We start from the raw sequence: 18,272 nt of genomic DNA on the forward strand, positions 1-18,272 counted from the left end.
GCGCGGCTCGAGCAGCCGACGCCGATGAAGCCCGTGCCGAATCGCTCAATCGTGCCGACTCCTGGCAAGACGCGACACCATATGGGTCGCCATGCCGCGAAAGCCGCCCTGCACGCCGCGCCACAGACGCGGCAAGGCCCACGCCGCCAGCATCAGAAAGCCGATCATCAGCACCAGGAACAGCACCGGCACGAACAGCGCCAGCAACAGGCCGCCGAACACGAGCCCGTCCTCGGCGATCGAGGTCACGACATTGGACACGGGCTCAGGAGACAGATTGATCAGCGCGCGCGTGCCGGCCTTCGCCAGATGCGCGGTGCCGGCCAGGGTGCCGCCCGCCAGCGCGGCCACGGTCAGGAGGGCCGGATCGGCATGGCCGAGCGCGCCGGCAGCCAGCACGGCGCCGGCCGGAATGCGGATAAAGGTGTGAATGGCGTCCCAGAGCGAATCGAAAGCAGGGATCTTGTCGGCCAGAAACTCGGTGAGCGTGAGGAGCGCCGCCACCCCGATCACCCATGGCGAAGCCAGCGCGGACAAGGTATCGGGCAGGTGGACAAGGCCGAGGCGCGCGAACACGCCGGCTAGCAGCACCGTGAGATAGAGGCGCAGGCCACTGCCCCAGGACAGGCCCGCTGCGAGCGAAAGGGGTTCAAGCATGGCCGCCTCCAGGCGCGCTGCGCGTGCCGGGCGCTTCGTTCTGCAGAGGACGCCCCCTACACCGAAGCCGCCAGACCCGCGCCAAGCCGGACGCGGGACACGTTCAAATTGAGATCGACTTCATTATAGCCACGTTAATTCGCAGGCCGCAGAGCGGAGTGCAATTTTGAGGCTCAAATGGCGTCGGACCGTTGCGGATCGGTTGCCCGCAACGTCAATGGCCGGAGGAGAGTTTGAGCCCGATCAAGCCGACCACGATCAGCGCCGCGCTCGCCACCCGGGCCGCCGTCAGCGCTTCGCCCATTATGACGATGCCAAAAATAAACGCGCCCACAGCGCCGATGCCGGTCCACACGGCATACGCGGTGCCGAGCGGCAACTGGCGCATCGCCATGGCGAGCAGCACGAAGCTGCCGAGCGCCGTCACCACCGTGAATACCGAGGGCCACAGCCGGGTGAAGCCTTCGGAGGTCTTGAGACCGGCTGCCCACGCGACTTCGAGCAAACCGGCAATCAGCAGAAGAATCCAGGACATGAGACGACTCCATTGTTGAGATGGGGCCGTCCCCGTTCGATGCGAATGCGTAAGGTCGTCCTTACGAACTGTAATTATATCAAAATTGACCTCGAGGCGGCTCAGACCGCCCCGACCAGCCGGTAGCCGACCCCCGTCTCCGTCACGATATGCTCGGGCTGCGCCGGATCGCGCTCCAGCTTCTGCCGCAAATGCGCCATGTAGATGCGCAGGTAGTGATGGCTTTCCACATGCGAGGGCCCCCACACGTCGCGCAGCAACTGGCGGTGCGTCAGCACGCGGCCGGCGTGCCGCACGAGGGTGGCGAGCAGACGGTATTCGATCGGCGTCAGATGGATCGCCGCGCCCTCGCGCGTCACCTGGCGCAACGCCAGATCGACCGTCACCGCGCCGAAATGCACCTGCGGCGATTCGTTGGCGCCGCCCTGATTGCGTCGGCGCATATGAGCGCGGATCCGCGCCAGCAATTCGGAGACGCCAAACGGCTTGGTCAGGTAATCGTCGGCGCCGGCGTCGAGCGCGGCCACCTTTTCGGCCTCCTGGGTGCGCGCCGACAGCACGATCACCGGCAGGTCGCTCCAGCCGCGCAGTTCGCGGATCACGTCGAGACCGTCGGTGTCGGGCAGGCCCAGATCGACGATCACGAGGTCGGGTTTGCGGGTCGCGGCTTCGACAAGCCCCTGCTTGCCGGTCTCGGCGTCGTGGACGACGATGCCCTCGCCTTCCAGCGAGGCGCGCACAAAGCGGCGAATCTGTTTTTCGTCTTCGATCAGGACGACGGTAATGCTCGGGTCACTCATGGGTGGGCTTCGAAGTCTGCTTAGGGTAAGACTCGGGGGACAGCTCAGGGGTCAAGTGCGGCGACGGCTCCGAGGGTAACGCAGGGGTCAGTTGAGGAGACAACTCAGGCGAGCGTTCACCGCCCTCGTCGAGCTCCGATTCGTCCTCGAGCGCTTCCGGCGCGGGCGGCGGCGTTTCGACCGGCAAGGTGAACCAGAAGCGCGCGCCCTCGATGTGCCCATCGCGGTCTATCCGGTTGACCGCGCCTATGGTACCGCCATGGGCGTCGACAATCGCACGGCAAATCGCCAGACCCAGACCGATGCCGGGCTTGGCCGATTCTTTCTCGCCGCGGGTGAATTTCTCGAACACCCGCGCTTCCATGCCGACCGGCAGTCCCGGGCCGGTATCGTCCACGGTCACGCGCACCACCGGCTTGCCGTCCTCGTCGATCTCTTCCGCGCCGATCACGAGCGGCGTGTCGGCCGGCGTGTACTTGGCGGCGTTCTCGAACAGGTTCGAGAACAGCCGCTCCATCAGCACCGCGTCGAGCTGCAACAACGGCAGATCGGCCGGCAGCTTCACCTGCACCGGATGCCGGGCAAGCACGCGCCTGCACGCGCGCAACGCCGCGCCGACCGTCTCTTCGAGCAGCGACCATTGGCGATTCAGTTGCAAGCCGCCGGCCTGCAGGCGCGCCATGTCGAGCAGGTTGGTGACGATGCCGGTCATGCGCAGCGCCTCTTCGTGGATCGCTTCCACGAGATCGTCGCCGGGTTGCTTGACCGCCTGCCCTTCGCGGGTCTGGGCGAGCATCGACGAAAAGCCGACGATCGTCGTGAGCGGTGTGCGCAGGTCGTGCGAAATGGCCGACAGCAGCGAATTGCGCAAGCGCTCCGATTCCATGTTGACGAGCGCATCGCGAGCGATGTCGACGTAGTGCACGCGTTCCACGGCGAGCGCAATCTGCGCGGCGAACGCGTCGAGCATGCGCTGCTGCTCCGGCACGGCGAGTTCGCTCTGGTCGCGCATCACCACCGCCAGCACGCCGCGGGTGCGCATCGGCGCCTTCAGCGGCAGATACAGCGCGGCGGCGGCGGGCAGCGTGTCGGTGCCGTGGCCGGCCGGCTTTTGCTGGTCGTACACCCACTGGCCCACGTCGATATCGAGCGCCGCGCCTTCGAGGGTCACCGCGGCATCGGGGTCTTCGATCTTCTGTTTCACCTGGTCCGCGCTGTCCGGCAGCAGGATCGCCACGCGCGCGCCGAACACTTCGCTCACATGCCGGCTGCCGATGCCGACGATCTGCTCCATCGTCAGCGCCGCGGCCAGCTCGCGCGCCATGGCGTACATCGCGCCGGTGCGTTGTTCACGGCGGCGCGCGACGCTCGCTTCACGGCGCAGGCTCGACGTCAGATGGCTGATCACCAGCGAGGTCAGCAGCATGCTGAAGAAGGTCAACAGGTACTGCGTGTCGGACACGGAGAACGACATGCGCGGCGGCACGAAGAAGTAATCGAACGCCGCCACGCTCACGAAGGACTGCACCACCCCCGGCCCGCGCCCCAGCCGCACCGCGGTGAAAATCACCCCGAGCAGGTACAGCATGACGAGGTTGGTCAGATCGATATGGGCGAACAACTGGCTGGCGACCACTGTGATGCCGATGCAGATCGTCAGCGCCCAGCCATACGCACCCGGCGGCGAGCGGCGTTCGCGCGCGGCCTGCAGTGCCTCGCGCCACGCGTTCACGCCCTCGTCGAGCGTCGTGCGGCGCTCCACGCCGTCGCGCTCCGAGGAGGCCCGAATCAAGGTGAGGTCGAGGTCGCCCGCGCGCTCCGCGATGCGGTCGCCCAGCGGCCGGCGCAGCCAGCGCGCGAGGCCGGTGCGCGGCGAGGCGCCCGCCACCAGCTTGGAGACGTTGCGCACCCGCGCATAGCCGATCAGCGCCGCGACGGCGTCCGTACCCGCCAGCGTGGCCGTTTCCGCGCCGAGTTCGGCGGCGAGTTTCAAGGCGTTCAGCGTGCGCTCGCGGCGCGCGTCCGGCAGGCGTTGCAGCTTCGGCGTCTCGACATACACCGCGAGCCAGTCGGCCTTCAGGGCCGCCGCGAGCCGCGCCGCTGCGCGCACCAGAAGCGGCGCCTCCGGGCCTGGACCCACGCAGACCAGCAACCGCTCGCGCGCTTGCCAAATGCGCTGGATCGAACGGTCGGCGCGATACTCGCGCATCTGCGCATCGACGCGATCCGCCGTGCGGCGCAGCGCCAGCTCGCGCAGCGCGATCAGGTTGCCCTTGCGGAAGAAGTTGCGCACGGCGCGCTCGGCCTGCTGCGCCATGTAGACCTTGCCGTCGCGCATGCGGTCGAGCAGTTCCTCGGCCGGCAAGTCGACCAGCGTGACTTCATCGGCGCGATCGAACACACGGTCGGGCACCGTCTCCCACACGCGGATGCCGGTGATCTGCCCGACCACGTCGTTGAGACTTTCGAGGTGCTGAACGTTGACCGTCGTGTAGACGTCGATGCCCGCGTCGAGCAGTTCGTACACGTCCTGCCAGCGCTTCAGATGGCGCGCGCCCTGCACATTCGAATGCGCGAGTTCGTCGACGAGGATCAGTTGCGGCTTGCGCGCGAGCGCCGCGTCGAGATCGAACTCGGCGAGCTTGCGGCCGCGGTATTCGATATGCGCGAGCGGCAGCACCTCGAGGCCTTCGAGCAGCGCCGCCGTTTCGCCGCGGCCGTGCGTCTCGGCGATGCCGACCACCACATCCACACCGTCGTCACCGCGCCGTTTGGCGGCCTGCAACATTGCATACGTCTTGCCCACCCCGGCCGACGCGCCGAAGAATACCTTCAGCTTGCCCCGCTGGCGTTTTTCTTCGTCGCGTTGCAGCTTGTCGAGCAACTCGTCTGGATCGGGTCGGTTCATGCTTTCTGTTTATGGTTCTGTTCGGTACCAGGGGCCGTGGGTTCACGAGGGCCGCATCCGGTACATGGTGGCACGGCAGCGGCTGCGCCGCAAATGGCGGCCACCAAACGCAAAGACGGCGCCACAGCGGGCGCCGTCCTTGGCATCCCTGCGACTTAGCCTTGATGCGCGGCGTCGAGTGCGAGATTCAGTTGCAGCACGTTGACGCGTGCTTCACCCAGCACACCGAACTGGCGGCCGGTCGTGTAGCGCTCGACCAGCGCCTGCACGTCGTTCGGCGACATCTTGCGCGCCGCGGCGACGCGGGCGACCTGGTAAGCCGCCGCAGCCGGGCTGATTTCCGGATCGAGGCCGCTACCCGAGGACGTCACGAGGTCGATCGGCACCGGCTTCGACATGTCGGTGCCCGCTGCCTTCAACGCGTCGAGACGGCCTTTGACCTCGTCCGACAGCGCCGGGTTGGTCGGCCCGAGGTTCGAGCCGCCCGAGCTGGTCGGATCGTACGGTTTCGGGCTGATGGCCGACAGACGGCCCCAGAAGTACTGCGGCGCATCGAACTGCTGGCCGATCAGCTTCGAGCCGACCACCTTGCCGTTCTGTTCGATCATGCTGCCATTGGCCTGATCGTGGAACGCTGTCTGGCCGATGGCCGTCATCACAGCCGGGTAAGCGAGTCCCGTGATCGCCGACAGCACGACAAAGATCACGATAAGCGGACGAAAAAGTTTCATGATTGGCAATCCTTTTAGACGCAGCCGGCAGCCAACGCCGCCGGCCGCAGCCTGTTAAACCCAGCCAAACGCGGCCAGCACCATGTCGATCAGCTTGATGCCGATAAACGGCACGATGATCCCGCCAAGGCCATACACCAGCAGATTGCGGCGCAGCAGAATCGAAGCGCCGAGCGGCCGGTACTTCACGCCCTTCAGCGCCAGCGGAATCAGCGCGATGATAATCAGCGCGTTGAAGATCACCGCCGACATGATCGCCGAAGTCGGCGTGGCCAGATGCATCACGTTCAGCTTGTTCAGCGCCGGATAGGTACTCGCAAACGCCGCCGGGATGATGGCGAAGTACTTGGAGACGTCGTTGGCGATCGAGAACGTCGTCAGCGAGCCGCGCGTCATCAGCATCTGCTTGCCGATTTCAACGATCTCGATCAGCTTGGTCGGGTTCGAGTCGAGGTCGACCATGTTGCCGGCTTCCTTCGCCGCCTGCGTGCCGGTATTCATCGCCACGGCCACGTCGGCTTGCGCCAGCGCGGGAGCGTCGTTGGTACCGTCGCCGGTCATCGCCACCAGCTTGCCTTCGGCCTGGTGCGCACGGATCGTCGTCAGCTTGGCTTCCGGGGTGGCTTCCGCGAGGAAGTCGTCCACGCCTGCTTCAGCCGCAATCGCGGCAGCGGTAAGACGGTTGTCGCCCGTCACCATGATGGTCTTGATACCCATCTTGCGCAGTTCGGCAAAGCGCTCCTTGATGCCGCCCTTGACGATGTCCTTGAGCTCGATCACGCCGAGCACGCGGGCACCCTGCTCGCCCTTCTCGGCCACCACCAGCGGCGTGCTGCCGCGGCGCGCCACTTCGGCGACGGCGTTGTTCACTTCAGCCGGATAACGGCCGCCGTTCGCCTCGACGTAGTTCTTGACGGCATCGGCTGCACCCTTGCGGATTTCGCGGCCCGGAAGGTCCACACCGCTCATCCGCGTTTGCGCGGTGAAGGCGAGGAACACGGCATGCAAGGACGCCATGTCGCGAGCGCGGATGTTGAAGCGCTGCTTGGCGAGCACCACGATACTGCGGCCTTCCGGCGTTTCGTCCGACAGCGACGACAGTTGTGCCGCATCGGCGAGCATTTCTTCGGTCACGCCCGGCGCCGGCACGAAGGTCGAAGCCTGACGGTTGCCAAGCGTGATCGTGCCGGTCTTGTCGAGCAGCAGCACGTCGACGTCGCCTGCAGCTTCCACGGCACGGCCCGACGTGGCGATCACGTTGGCCTGCATCATGCGGCTCATACCGGCCACGCCAATCGCGGACAGCAGGCCGCCGATGGTGGTCGGAATCAGACACACCAGCAGTGCCACCAGCGCGGTGACGCTTACCACCTGGCCAGCCTTGGCGGCTTCCACGGAGAAGATCGAGAACGGCAGCAGCGTCGCGGTTGCGAGCAGCATCACGATCGTCAGCGCGACCAGCAGAATCGTCAGGGCGATTTCGTTCGGCGTCTTTTGACGCTTCGCGCCTTCGACCATCGCAATCATGCGGTCGAGGAAGGCCTCGCCCGGATTCGCCGTGACACGCACGACGATCCAGTCCGACAGCACGCGCGTGCCGCCCGTCACCGACGAGAAGTCGCCGCCCGATTCGCGGATCACCGGTGCGGATTCGCCGGTAATCGCCGACTCGTCCACCGACGCGACACCTTCGATCACTTCGCCGTCAGCGGGGATCACGTCGCCGGTTTCCACCAGCACGACGTCGCCCTTGCGCAGATCGGAGGCCGTCGTGATGCGGATCGGCGCCTTCGGATGCGGCTCGTTGAGCTTCTTGGCCATCACGTCTTTCTTCGCGCTGCGCAGCGACGCGGCCTGGGCCTTCGAACGGCCTTCGGCGAGCGCTTCCGCGAAGTTGGCGAACAGCACCGTGAACCACAGCCACAGCGACACGGCGAGGATGAACCCCGCAGGCGCTTCGGCCTGGCCGCCCAGCGCGGCGATCCAGAGGATCGTCGTCAGGATGCTGCCGACGTACACGCAGAACATCACCGGGTTACGGAACTGCGTGCGTGGCGTAAGTTTCTTGAATGAGTCCACGATCGCCGGACGCACTAGCGCCGGATCGAACATGGACCGCGTTGCATTATGTTCAGTCATTGAATCCTCTTTTTCCCGAAGTGCCCGTCTCATTGACCAGGTATCAATGGCCGGCGATCATCATCAGATGTTCGACGCCGGGGCCGAGAGCGAGCGCAGGCACGTAAGTCAGTGCGCCGACGAGCAGCACGGTGCCAAGCAGCAGCACGACAAACAGCGGACCATGCGTGGGCAGCGTGCCACCGGTGACAGCCAGGCGTTTCTTGGCCGCCAGCGAGCCGGCAATCGCCAGCACCGGAATCAGCGAGCCGAAGCGGCCAAACCACATCGCAATCGCGGTCAACCAGTTGTAGAACGGCGTGCTCACCGTCAGGCCGGCAAACGCGCTGCCGTTGTTGTTCCCCGCCGAGCTGAACGCGTAGAGAATTTCCGAGAAGCCGTGCGGGCCGGGGTTGGCGATACCCGCCTTACCGGCATCCGTCAGCACCGCGATCGAGGTACCCACGAGCACCAGCAGCGGCGTGAGCAGCACGACGATCGACACCATCTTCATCTCATACGCTTCGATCTTCTTGCCGACATATTCAGGTGTACGACCGATCATCAGGCCTGCCACGAACACGGCGAGAATGGCGAACACGAGCATGCCGTACATACCGGAGCCCACCCCGCCGAAGATCACTTCGCCCAACTGGATCAGCAGCATCGGGTAGAGGCCGCCGAGCGGCGTCAACGAGTCGTGCGTGTTGTCGACTGCACCGCACGAGGCCGCCGTCGTGGCGATCGTGAAGATGCCCGACTGCGCGATACCGAAGCGCGTTTCCTTGCCTTCCATGTTGCCGCCCGACTGCAGGTCGTTAGCGGACTGGTCGACGTGCAGCGCGGTGAAGGCCGGGTTACCTGCCTGCTCGGCGCTGACCTCGCCCACCACGCAAGCGGCGAAGGCAATCGTCATCACGGCCAGTACGGCGATGCCCTGCTTGCGGTCCGCGATCACCCGACCGAACACCAGGCACAGCGCGGCCGGGATGATCAGCATCGAGAAGATCTGCAGGAAGTTGCTGAACGGCGTCGGGTTTTCGTACGGGTGTGCCGAGTTCGCGTTGAAGAAGCCGCCACCGTTGGTGCCGAGCATCTTGATCGCTTCCTGCGACGCCACCGGGCCCATCGCGATGGTCTGCGTCGTCACCTTGGTGTCGACCGTCACCGCGTTACCCTTCGCATCCTTCACCGGGTTGCCTTGCGCATCGAGCTTCGGTGCGGCGTAGGTGGTGGTCTGCAGGGTCGGCACGTCCTGATACGCCTTGAAGTTCTGGATCACGCCCTGGCTCATCAGCAAGCCGGCGACGATCACCGACATCGGCAGCAGCACGTACAGCGTCACACGGGTCAGGTCGACCCAGAAGTTGCCGATGGTCTGCGCCGTGTGGCGGGCAAAGCCGCGGATCAGCGCGATCACCACCACAATGCCGGTGGCGGCGGACAGGAAGTTCTGCACCGTCAGACCGAGCATCTGCGTCAGATAGCCGGCGGTCTGCTCAGGCGTGTAGTCCTGCCAGTTCGTGTTGGTGACGAAGCTGACGGCCGTATTGAAGGCGCTGTCGACCGACATCGGACCGAAAGCCTGCGGGTTGCCCGGCAGCCAGCCCTGGATACGCAACAGGAGATACAGGAACAGCACGCCGAGCACGTTGAAGGCGACCGCGGCGATGGCGTAGTGCTTCCAGTTCATTTCCGTCGACGAGTCGACCCCTGCGATGCGGTACAGCAAGCGTTCGAGCGGGGCACCGAAGCGCACCACGCGAGACGAGCCATCCATCACATTGGTCAGATAGCGGCCGACGGGCACTGCGCCCGCGAGCAGCACGACCAGGTAAATGACGATTTGCAGGACATTGTTGGAGTTCATTCAATGTCCTCCGCGCGCAGCAGCGCATAGACGAGGTAGGCGAACAGCAGCGCAGTGGCTGCTCCCGATAACCACAGGATCCAGGTCATGAGCGTGCTCCCTGGCCACGCCGGAACTGCATCAACTTCTCGCAGCCGGCAATCAAAGCAAAGGTCAGCGCCGCAAAAAGCACCATCCCCCCGACGTACAGCACATCCATTTGTGTTCTCCAGTAGCGGACTTTGGATGGGTAGAACGTTATGCCGATCCGCGTAAAGGCCTGGTCAAAGATGGCAGAGGCGGTGTAAAAAACGTGTAAACGAAACAGGCCGTTCTGCGCGATGCAGAACGGCCTGAGGCCCGTGGGGGCGGGTGTTGCGGGAAAAGACGGCGGCTACGGCAACAGCACCGTCGAACCGGTGGTGCGGCGGCTTTCGAGTTCGAGATGCGCCTTCGCGACTTCGGACAAGGGGTAGCGCTGGTTGACGCTGGTCTTGACCTTGCCCGACACCAGTACGCCGAACAGCTCCGCCGACATCGCTTCATAGTCGCTGCGCTTGCCGATGTACGTAAACAAGGTGGGCCGCGTGAAGAAGAGCGAACCGCGTCCAGCGAATTCGGAGGAATCGATCGGCGGCAGCGGACCCGATGCGTTGCCGAAGCTGATGAACATGCCGAGCGGCGCGAGGCAATCCAGCGAGGCCGTAAACGTGTCCTTGCCGATCGAATCGTAGACCACCGGCACGCCCGCGCCGTTCGTGATCTCGCGCACGCGCCTGGTGAAATTCTCGCGCGTGTAGACGATCGCATGGTCGCAACCGTGCGCTCGCGCGATCTCCGCCTTCTCGTCCGAACCGACCGTGCCGATCACCGTCGCTCCCAGCGCCTTGGCCCATTGGCACACGAGCAAACCGACACCGCCCGCGGCCGCCTGGATCAGGATCGTGTCGCCCGCCTTCACCGGCCAGGTCCGGCGCAGCAGGTACTGCGCGGTCAAGCCCTGCAGCATCACCGAAGCGGCCTGCTCGTAGCTCAGCGCATCCGGCAGCTTGACCACCTGAAGCGCCGGCAATACGCGCTCCTGGGTGTAAGCGCCAGGCGGGCGCGCCACATACGCGACGCGATCGCCCACCTTCAGGTCCGTGACGCCGGGGCCCACCACCGTGACCTCGCCGGCCGCTTCCATGCCGAGACCGCCCGGCAACGGCAGCGGATAGAGACCCGTGCGGAAATATACGTCGATGTAGTTGAGACCGACCGCGTGCTGCCGGATGCGGACCTCGCCGTTGCCCGGCTCGCCCACTTCGACGTCGACCCACTTCATGACTTCGGGGCCGCCTGCCTTATCGAAACGAATTGCCTTGACCATCATGTCTCCGGTCTCATGTAAGTGACTTGCGATTGCTGGATTGCTGGCTAGGTGGTTCGCGTAGTTTGACTGTCAGACCTTCTCCGCGAGCCGCAAGGTGAGCACGTCGAGAATCATCCGTGCGGTCGAAATATTGGTGGCGCACGGCACGTTATGCACGTCGCACGCGCGCACCAGCGCGTTGATGTCCGGTTCGTGCGGCTGCGGCGTCATCGGGTCGCGCAGGAAGATCACCATATCGACGTGCCCTTCCGCGAGTTGCGAGCCGATCTGCAGGTCGCCGCCGTGCGGGCCCGACAGCATTCTCTCGACGGTCAGCCCGTGCGCGTCGGCAATCCGCGCGCCGGTCGTGCCGGTGGCGACGATGTCGCAACGCCGCAGCGTTTCGACATATTCGCCGGCGAGTTCGACGATGGCGTCTTTCTTGTGATCGTGCGCGATCAGCGCGATGCGGGTGGTCATGACGTTAAGAACTCCAGTACCGGTTGTGTTGTTGTGGTTATGGTGACGCGACGGGTGATGCAACGACGCCCGCTCAGAACGTGCCCGGATAGGCGCCGCCGTCGAGCAGCCAGTTCTGCCCGGTGATATAGCCCGCATGCACGCTGCACAGGAACGCACACGCCCGGCCGAATTCCTCGCGCGTGCCGAAGCGGCCCGCCGGAATCGTCGCCATGCGCTGCTTGCGTGCTTCGTCGACGGAGATGTGTTGCGCCTTGGCCTGGGCGTCGAAGGTGGTGGCGATGCGATCCGTATCGAACAGGCCTGGCAGCAGGTTGTTGATCGTCACGCCCTCACGCGCCACCTTGCGCGCCACGCCCGCCACGAAGCCGGTCAGCCCGGAGCGCGCGCCGTTGGACAGGCCCAGCACGTCGATCGGCGCCTTCACCGAGGAGCTCGTGATATTGACGATCCGGCCGAAACCGCGCGCGCTCATGTGATCGATGGTGGCACGGATCAGTTCGATCGGCGTCAGCATGTTGGCTTCGAGGGCGCGGATCCAGTCGTCGTGGGTGAACTTGCGGAAGTCGCCTGGCGGCGGCCCGCCCGCGTTGTTGACGAGGATGTCCGGCTGCGGACAGGCGGCCAGCGCCGCCGCGCGGCCTTCCGGCGTGGTGATGTCGCAGGCGACCGTCTTGACCTCGACGCCGCTTTGCGCGCGGATTTCGGCGGCGGTTGCCTCGAGCGTCTCGACCGTACGGGCGAGGATCACCAGATTCACACCCTCGGCGGCAAGCGCTTCGGCGCAACCGCGCCCCAGGCCCTTGCTAGCCGCGCACACCAGCGCGGTACGTCCTGCGATTCCCATGTCCATATCCTGCTCCTCCTGTGATGGCGAATGCCCGCCTGCGCGGGCCGTTTCCCCCGATTCTAGAAGAATCGGTGCCCGACTGCCGCCGCACGCACCACAATCTCCGGTATCTTCGGGCGGCACTTTCGGTAAACTTGCAGCCGTGGCGCGCCCGCCCGCCGGTTCTTCCGGTGATTCCGGCCGCCGACCGATTCCTCTTGCCGCCGCTAGCGCCCTCGCCATGACACAGGACAGCCGTTTCCCGAACCTTTTCATCCTCGATCACCCGCTGATCCAGCACAAGCTCTCGCACATGCGCGACCGCGATACCTCGACGCGCACGTTCCGCGAACTGCTGCGCGAGATCACGCTGCTGATGGGCTATGAGATCACCCGCAACCTGCCGATGACCACGCGCCGCGTCACCACCCCGCTCGTCGAGCTCGACGCGCCGGTGATCGCCGGCAAGAAACTGGCGATCGTGCCGGTGCTGCGGGCCGGCGTCGGCATGTCGGACGGCCTGCTGGAGCTGATTCCGTCGGCGCGCGTCGGCCATATCGGCGTGTACCGGGCGGACGACCACCGGCCGGTCGAGTACCTGGTGCGGCTGCCGGATCTGGAAGACCGGATCTTCATCCTCTGCGACCCGATGGTGGCGACCGGCTATTCGGCCGTGCACGCGGTGGACGTGTTGAAGCGCCGCGGCGTACCGGGCGAAAGCATCATGTTCCTCGCCTTGGTGGCAGCGCCGGAGGGCGTCCAGGTGTTCCAGGACGCACATGCGGACGTGAAACTGTACGTGGCGTCGCTCGATTCGCACCTGAACGAGCATGCGTATATCGTTCCCGGTCTCGGCGACGCCGGCGACCGGCTGTTTGGGACCAAGAACTGAGGTGGGAGCGGGCGGGTAGCGAGTCCATGCTGCCCGCCCCACGATGCCGTCCTGCAGCGTCCCCCGCCGGCCTTTACCCTTGGCTCAGGCAGGCACGATCGAGAGCTCGAGGCGCTTGCCCAGCGCAGCCAGGGCGGACGCAATTGTGTCGATCTTGGTCACGTGACCCAGGTTGATAACACGTTGAATCTCTTGCGGACGCGTGTGCAGACGCCTTGCCAACTCGGAAGGCGAGACTTTCTGAGCCAGCATCTCGTTGAGCAGCAGCACCTTGGCCGCAAGGCTGGCGGGTAATTCGACCAACGCTTCGCCGCGCCGCGCTCTGGACGGCAACGGCACCGGACGTTTGTCTTCAAAGTAAAAATCCATCGCCGTGGCCAATGCGTCGGCGGCCATGTCGCGCGCTTCTTCGAGCGTCGCGCCGGACGTCAACGCCTCGGGAATGTCGCGAAACGACACCGTAAATCCGGCTTCGTCTGCTTCGATGCGGGCGGGATAGCGAAACATAGATAACTCTCCGTGGTCCCTTGACGGGAAAAACTCGGGGTAGCGAGGAAGCCCCGGTTGGGGCTTGCCTTCAGTTGCAGTTCAATTGTTTGAGAATTGCTCTTCGAAGCGGCTCCGATATCTCGTGAGACGGATGCCTCGGCAGCGTGGTCTGCCGACCGTTCAGATACACCTTCAAATGCTTACTGCCTTGCTCGAAAGTCGCTCCCTGGTCAGCGAGCCAACGTTTGAACTCGCTTTGCTTCACCTTACCCCCGTGTCCGTGAACACACCGTCAATATAAACATAAATGTTTATATTTTCAATAGGCCACGCCGGCTCCGGCGAGAAGCAGTTGAACGACGGACACGCCGGATCGCCGCCCCGGTGCGCCCATTGACATGCCGGTTCCCGTCTTTTAGCGACCTGTCCCCCACTGCCGCAGCCCCGCGGCATGATAAAATTCGGATCCGCTCATCGAGCGGCCCAACTTGCACAATCGCCCGGCGCATCGCGCCTTTGCGGGGAGTGGGACCGGTCTGACATCGAGGCGCGCCTTCGCAAGCGCCCGACATCGCAACGACAATGGCACTATGCGTGCGCCCCGCTGGCGCGCGCGATGGAGAAAGGTATGGCGGGTCATTCGAAATGGGCCAACATCAAGCATAAGAAAGCAGCGGCAGACGCCAAGCGCGGCAAGGTCTGGACGCGGCTCATCAAGGAAATTCAGGTCGCCGCCCGCATGGGCGGGGGCGACATCGACTCGAACCCGCGTCTGCGGCTCGCCGTCGAAAAGGCGTATGACGCCAACATGCCGAAGGACAACGTCAACCGTGCCATCCAGCGTGGCGTCGGCGGCGTCGATGGCGCAAGCTACGAAGAAATCCGCTACGAAGGCTACGGCATCGGCGGCGCGGCGGTGATCGTCGACACCATGACGGACAACCGCATCCGCACCGTGGCGGAAGTGCGTCACGCGTTCTCGAAGAACGGCGGCAACATGGGCACGGACGGCTCGGTGGCGTTCATGTTCGATCACGTCGGCCAGTTCCTGTTCGCGCCCGGCACGGCCGAAGACAAGCTGATGGAAGCCGCCCTCGAAGCCGGCGCCGACGACGTGGTGACGAACGAGGACGGCAGTATCGAAGTGCTCTGCCCGCCGAACGATTTCCCGAAGGTGAAGACCGCGCTGGAAGCCGCCGGTTTCAAGGCGGAACTGGCCGAGGTGACGATGAAACCTCAGACGGAAGTGGAGTTCACCGGCGACGACGCGGTGAAGATGCAGAAGCTGCTCGACGCACTCGAAAATCTGGACGACGTGCAGGAAGTCTATACAAACGCTGCAATCGCCGACGAATAAGCCCCGCACGGGCGCCGGCAGCGGCGCCCGCGGGCGGTTCGCGGCGGATGGCACAGGTTTGGGGTGTCGTCTTTTGCGATCGCTTTTTTGCAAACCCTTTTTTGCAAACCAGGTGCCTGACCACCGTTTTCTATGGTCGGCACTCCAGGTTAGCTGTTCGCCTTGGGCGAACCTTGCGGATATCCACGGCTCGCGCCAACGCGTCAGCCGTTCATGGTTTTTAAGTCTTCGGGGAATCACATGAAGTTACTCGTCGTCGGGTCCGGCGGTCGCGAACACGCGCTCGCATGGAAGCTCGCGCAATCGCCGCGGGTCCAGCTCGTCTACGTGGCTCCTGGCAACGGCGGCACCGCCCAGGACGAGCGTCTGCGCAACGTCGACATCACCGAGCCGGCTGCGCTCGCCGATTTCGTCGAGAAGGAACAGATCGCCTTCACGCTGGTCGGGCCGGAGGGTCCGCTCGCCGCCGGCATCGTCAATCTGTTCCGCTCGCGTGGCCTGAAGATTTTCGGACCCACGAAGGAAGCCGCGCAGCTCGAAAGCTCGAAAGACTTCGCCAAGGCGTTCATGAAACGTCATGCGATCCCCACGGCGGAATACGAAACCTTCTCCGACGTCGCCGCCGCCCACGCGTACCTCGACACCAAGGGTGCGCCGATCGTGATCAAGGCCGACGGCCTCGCCGCCGGCAAGGGCGTGGTGGTTGCGCAGTCGCTCGAAGAAGCGCACGCCGCGGTCGACATGATGCTGTCGGACAACAAGCTGGGCGACGCCGGCGCGCGCGTCGTGATCGAAGAATTCCTCGCCGGCGAAGAAGCGAGCTTCATCGTGATGGTGGACGGCAAGCACGTGCTGCCGCTCGCCTCGAGCCAGGATCACAAGCGGCTGCTCGACGGCGACCAGGGCCCGAACACGGGCGGCATGGGCGCCTACTCGCCCGCGCCCATCGTCACGCCGCAACTGCATGCCCGCGTGATGCGCGAAATCATCCTGCCCACCGTGCACGGCATGGAGAAGGAAGGCATCCGCTTCACCGGCTTCCTGTATGCGGGCCTGATGATCGACGCGCAAGGCAACCCGAAGACGCTCGAGTTCAACTGCCGCATGGGCGACCCCGAAACGCAGCCGATCATGGCGCGTCTGAAGGGCGACTACTCGAAGGTGGTGGAGCAGGCCATCGCCGGCACGCTCGACACGGTCGAACTGGAATGGGACCGCCGCACCGCGCTAGGCGTGGTGCTGGCCGCGCACAACTATCCGGACAGCCCACGCAAGGGCGACCGGATCAGCGATATTCCGGCCGAGACCGTCGATTCGGTGACGTTCCATGCCGGCACCACGCTGGCCGACGACAAGCTGACCACCTCGGGCGGCCGCGTCCTGTGCGTGGTAGGGTTGGCGGATTCGGTGCGCAGCGCGCAGTCGGTGGCGTATGAGACCATCAACCAGATCTCATTCGACGGCATGCAGTATCGCCACGACATCGGCTATCGCGCGCTGAACCGCAAGCATAGCTAAGCGCAGTCCAGACCGATCAACCCGCGGCGCGACCGGCGCGCCGCCCCGCTACCCTTGCATTCATGACCGATTCGAACTACGACGTACAGGCTGTACGTAGCTGGCTGCAAGGCCTGCAGACGCGCATCGCCGAGACGCTCGGCGCGTTCGACGGCACGCCGTTCGCCACCGACGCATGGCAACGCGCGCCCGGCGAGAAGCTGCGCGGCGGCGGCACGACGCGGATTCTGGAAGGCGGCCAGTTCTTCGAGCGCTCGGGAATCGGTTTTTCGGACGTCGCCGGCGACGCGCTGCCGGGTTCGGCTAGCGCCGCGCGCCCGCAGCTCGCCGGCCGCGGTTTCGAGGCAATGGGCGTGTCGCTCGTGCTGCACCCGCACAATCCGTACTGTCCGACCGTGCATATGAACGTGCGGCTGCTGATTGCCACCAAGGCGGGCGAAGCCCCGGTGTTCTGGTTCGGCGGCGGCATGGATCTGACGCCGTACTATGGCTTCGAGGAAGACGCGCAGCATTTCCACCGCGTCTGCCGCGACGCGCTGGCGCCTTATGGCGCCGACCTGTATCCGCGCTTCAAGCGCTGGTGCGACGAGTATTTCTTCCTCAAGCACCGCAACGAAGCACGCGGCATTGGCGGGGTTTTCTTCGACGATTTCTCGGAGCCCGGCTTCGAACAGTCGTTCGCGATGGTCAAGAGCGTCGGCGACGCGTTCCTCAATGCGTACTTGCCGATCATCGAAAAACGCCGCAATCTGCCGTACGGTGAGACTGAACGCGATTTCCAGGCGTACCGGCGCGGCCGTTACGTCGAGTTCAACCTGGTGTTCGACCGTGGCACACTGTTTGGACTGCAGAGCGGCGGACGCACTGAGTCGATTCTGATGTCGATGCCGCCTGTGGTGAACTGGCGCTACAACTGGCAGCCGGAACCCGGCACGCCGGAAGCGCGCCTTTACAGCGACTTCCTCGTGCCGCGCGAGTGGGTCTGACGGGTTGGGCCAACCGCCAGCCCCCGGACGCGCCCGCGCCGTCACGACAAAGGACTCTCACCTGAAGCCGAACGCTCACCCCGCTGCCCTGCCCCGCCGGATTGGCCTTCTGGGCGGCACCTTCGATCCGATCCACGACGGCCACCTCGCGCTTGCGCAACGGTTCGCCGAGGTGCTGCAACTGACCGAACTGGTGATGCTGCCAGCCGGCCAGCCATGGCAAAAACCGGACGTCTCGTCAGCGGCCGACCGGCTCGCCATGACCCGCGCCGCCGCCAGTTCGCTGGTGCTGCCGGGGGTCAAGGTGAGCGTCGCCACCGACGAGATCGAACACGACGGCCCCACGTACACGGTCGAGACGCTGCAGCGCTGGCGCGAACGCGAAGGGCCGCAGGCTTCGCTGGCCATGTTGATCGGCGCCGACCAGCTGGTACGGCTCGATACGTGGCGCGACTGGCGCCGTCTGTTCGAGTTCGCGCATATCTGCGCGTCGACCCGCCCCGGCTTCGAGCTCGCCTCGATTCCGCCGGCCGTCGCCGCCGAGATCGCCGCACGTCAGGCGAGCGCGGACGTATTGCAAGCAACACCCTGTGGTCATCTGCTGATCGATACCACGCTGGCCTACGACGTTTCGGCCACCGACATCCGCGCGCATCTGCGCGAACGTCTTGTCCAGCATGCCGGCGGCCAGCAACAGAACGAGGCCGCGAGCCATGTCCCCACCGCGGTGTGGGACTATATTCTTCAACATCATCTGTACCACCGGTAACCC

The 18,272-nt window shown here is 65.0% G+C and carries 19 protein-coding genes; 5 read left to right on the forward strand and 14 right to left on the reverse strand.

All coding sequences use genetic code 11. The features are described from left to right. Nucleotides 1-45: 45 nt before the first annotated feature. The 12 genes from P3T42_RS19800 to P3T42_RS19855 all read right to left on the reverse strand — a co-directional run bounded on the left by P3T42_RS19800 (nt 46) and on the right by P3T42_RS19855 (nt 12,282). Nucleotides 46-657 carry a DUF4126 domain-containing protein gene (locus P3T42_RS19800; RefSeq protein ID WP_074301896.1) on the reverse strand — a complete coding sequence of 204 codons (612 nt, stop codon included), beginning with the start codon at nt 655-657 and terminating at the stop codon, nt 46-48. Between the two features lie 214 nt (nt 658-871). After that, a complete protein-coding gene (gene sugE / locus P3T42_RS19805) occupies nt 872-1,192 on the reverse strand; it encodes a quaternary ammonium compound efflux SMR transporter SugE (protein WP_074301897.1) in 321 nt (106 codons plus the stop codon). A gap of 101 nt (nt 1,193-1,293) precedes the next feature. Next, the gene (kdpE, locus tag P3T42_RS19810; RefSeq protein WP_074301898.1) at nt 1,294-1,992 is read right to left on the reverse strand and encodes a two-component system response regulator KdpE; all 699 of its coding nucleotides are present in this window, start codon (nt 1,990-1,992) and stop codon (nt 1,294-1,296) included. Then, nucleotides 1,985-4,900 (reverse strand): DUF4118 domain-containing protein, encoded by a 2,916-nt coding sequence (locus P3T42_RS19815; protein ID WP_429307002.1) that lies wholly within the window; start codon nt 4,898-4,900, stop codon nt 1,985-1,987. The genes kdpE and P3T42_RS19815 overlap by 8 nt, the downstream gene beginning before the upstream one ends. Before the next feature lie 155 nt (nt 4,901-5,055). Next, nucleotides 5,056-5,634 (reverse strand): potassium-transporting ATPase subunit KdpC, encoded by a 579-nt coding sequence (gene kdpC, locus P3T42_RS19820; RefSeq protein WP_143788591.1) that lies wholly within the window; start codon nt 5,632-5,634, stop codon nt 5,056-5,058. Between the two features lie 51 nt (nt 5,635-5,685). Then, complete coding sequence (gene kdpB / locus P3T42_RS19825) at nt 5,686-7,770, reverse strand: potassium-transporting ATPase subunit KdpB (protein ID WP_429307003.1); 2,085 nt, start codon at nt 7,768-7,770, stop codon at nt 5,686-5,688. 43 nt (nt 7,771-7,813) lie between these two features. After that, the gene (gene kdpA / locus P3T42_RS19830; RefSeq protein WP_429307004.1) at nt 7,814-9,619 is read right to left on the reverse strand and encodes a potassium-transporting ATPase subunit KdpA; all 1,806 of its coding nucleotides are present in this window, start codon (nt 9,617-9,619) and stop codon (nt 7,814-7,816) included. Beyond that, a complete protein-coding gene (kdpF, locus tag P3T42_RS19835) occupies nt 9,616-9,708 on the reverse strand; it encodes a K(+)-transporting ATPase subunit F (RefSeq protein WP_063495262.1) in 93 nt (30 codons plus the stop codon). Before kdpF ends, kdpA begins: the two co-directional genes overlap by 4 nt. Next, nucleotides 9,705-9,818, reverse strand: coding sequence for a hypothetical protein (locus P3T42_RS19840; protein ID WP_063495261.1), 114 nt, complete (start codon nt 9,816-9,818; stop codon nt 9,705-9,707). Before P3T42_RS19840 ends, kdpF begins: the two co-directional genes overlap by 4 nt. Before the next feature lie 174 nt (nt 9,819-9,992). Next, nucleotides 9,993-10,967, reverse strand: a complete 975-nt coding sequence (locus P3T42_RS19845; RefSeq protein WP_429307117.1) for a quinone oxidoreductase family protein — start codon at nt 10,965-10,967, stop codon at nt 9,993-9,995. Nucleotides 10,968-11,039: 72 nt separating this feature from the next. Then, nucleotides 11,040-11,429 (reverse strand): methylglyoxal synthase, encoded by a 390-nt coding sequence (locus tag P3T42_RS19850; protein ID WP_429307005.1) that lies wholly within the window; start codon nt 11,427-11,429, stop codon nt 11,040-11,042. A 73-nt stretch (nt 11,430-11,502) separates the two neighbouring features. After that, nucleotides 11,503-12,282 (reverse strand): SDR family oxidoreductase, encoded by a 780-nt coding sequence (locus tag P3T42_RS19855; RefSeq protein ID WP_429307006.1) that lies wholly within the window; start codon nt 12,280-12,282, stop codon nt 11,503-11,505. 217 nt (nt 12,283-12,499) lie between these two features. Between P3T42_RS19855 and upp the strand changes: the two genes are divergently transcribed. Beyond that, a complete protein-coding gene (gene upp / locus P3T42_RS19860; protein ID WP_074301906.1) occupies nt 12,500-13,150 on the forward strand; it encodes a uracil phosphoribosyltransferase in 651 nt (216 codons plus the stop codon). Between the two features lie 84 nt (nt 13,151-13,234). Here the strand turns inward: upp and P3T42_RS19865 are convergent, their stop codons facing one another. Next, nucleotides 13,235-13,657: a type II toxin-antitoxin system HicB family antitoxin gene (locus P3T42_RS19865; protein WP_074301907.1), complete on the reverse strand. Its 423-nt coding sequence runs from the start codon at nt 13,655-13,657 to the stop codon at nt 13,235-13,237. A 70-nt stretch (nt 13,658-13,727) separates the two neighbouring features. Beyond that, nucleotides 13,728-13,904, reverse strand: coding sequence for a type II toxin-antitoxin system HicA family toxin (locus tag P3T42_RS19870; protein WP_074301908.1), 177 nt, complete (start codon nt 13,902-13,904; stop codon nt 13,728-13,730). Between the two features lie 363 nt (nt 13,905-14,267). Between P3T42_RS19870 and P3T42_RS19875 the strand changes: the two genes are divergently transcribed. The 4 genes from P3T42_RS19875 to P3T42_RS19890 all read left to right on the forward strand — a co-directional run bounded on the left by P3T42_RS19875 (nt 14,268) and on the right by P3T42_RS19890 (nt 18,269). Next, nucleotides 14,268-14,996, forward strand: a complete 729-nt coding sequence (locus tag P3T42_RS19875; protein ID WP_074301909.1) for a YebC/PmpR family DNA-binding transcriptional regulator — start codon at nt 14,268-14,270, stop codon at nt 14,994-14,996. 240 nt (nt 14,997-15,236) lie between these two features. Next, nucleotides 15,237-16,514: a phosphoribosylamine--glycine ligase gene (purD, locus tag P3T42_RS19880; protein ID WP_074301910.1), complete on the forward strand. Its 1,278-nt coding sequence runs from the start codon at nt 15,237-15,239 to the stop codon at nt 16,512-16,514. 62 nt (nt 16,515-16,576) lie between these two features. Beyond that, on the forward strand, nt 16,577-17,500 hold the full coding sequence (hemF, locus tag P3T42_RS19885; RefSeq protein ID WP_429307007.1) for an oxygen-dependent coproporphyrinogen oxidase: 924 nt from the start codon (nt 16,577-16,579) through the stop codon (nt 17,498-17,500). 61 nt (nt 17,501-17,561) lie between these two features. Beyond that, entirely contained in the window at nt 17,562-18,269 is a 708-nt protein-coding gene (locus P3T42_RS19890) for a nicotinate-nucleotide adenylyltransferase (RefSeq protein ID WP_429307118.1), read from the forward strand. Nucleotides 18,270-18,272 lie beyond the last annotated feature (3 nt).

This window comes from Paraburkholderia sp. GAS38 (assembly GCF_050434965.1).
Taxonomy (GTDB): domain Bacteria; phylum Pseudomonadota; class Gammaproteobacteria; order Burkholderiales; family Burkholderiaceae; genus Paraburkholderia; species Paraburkholderia phenazinium_A.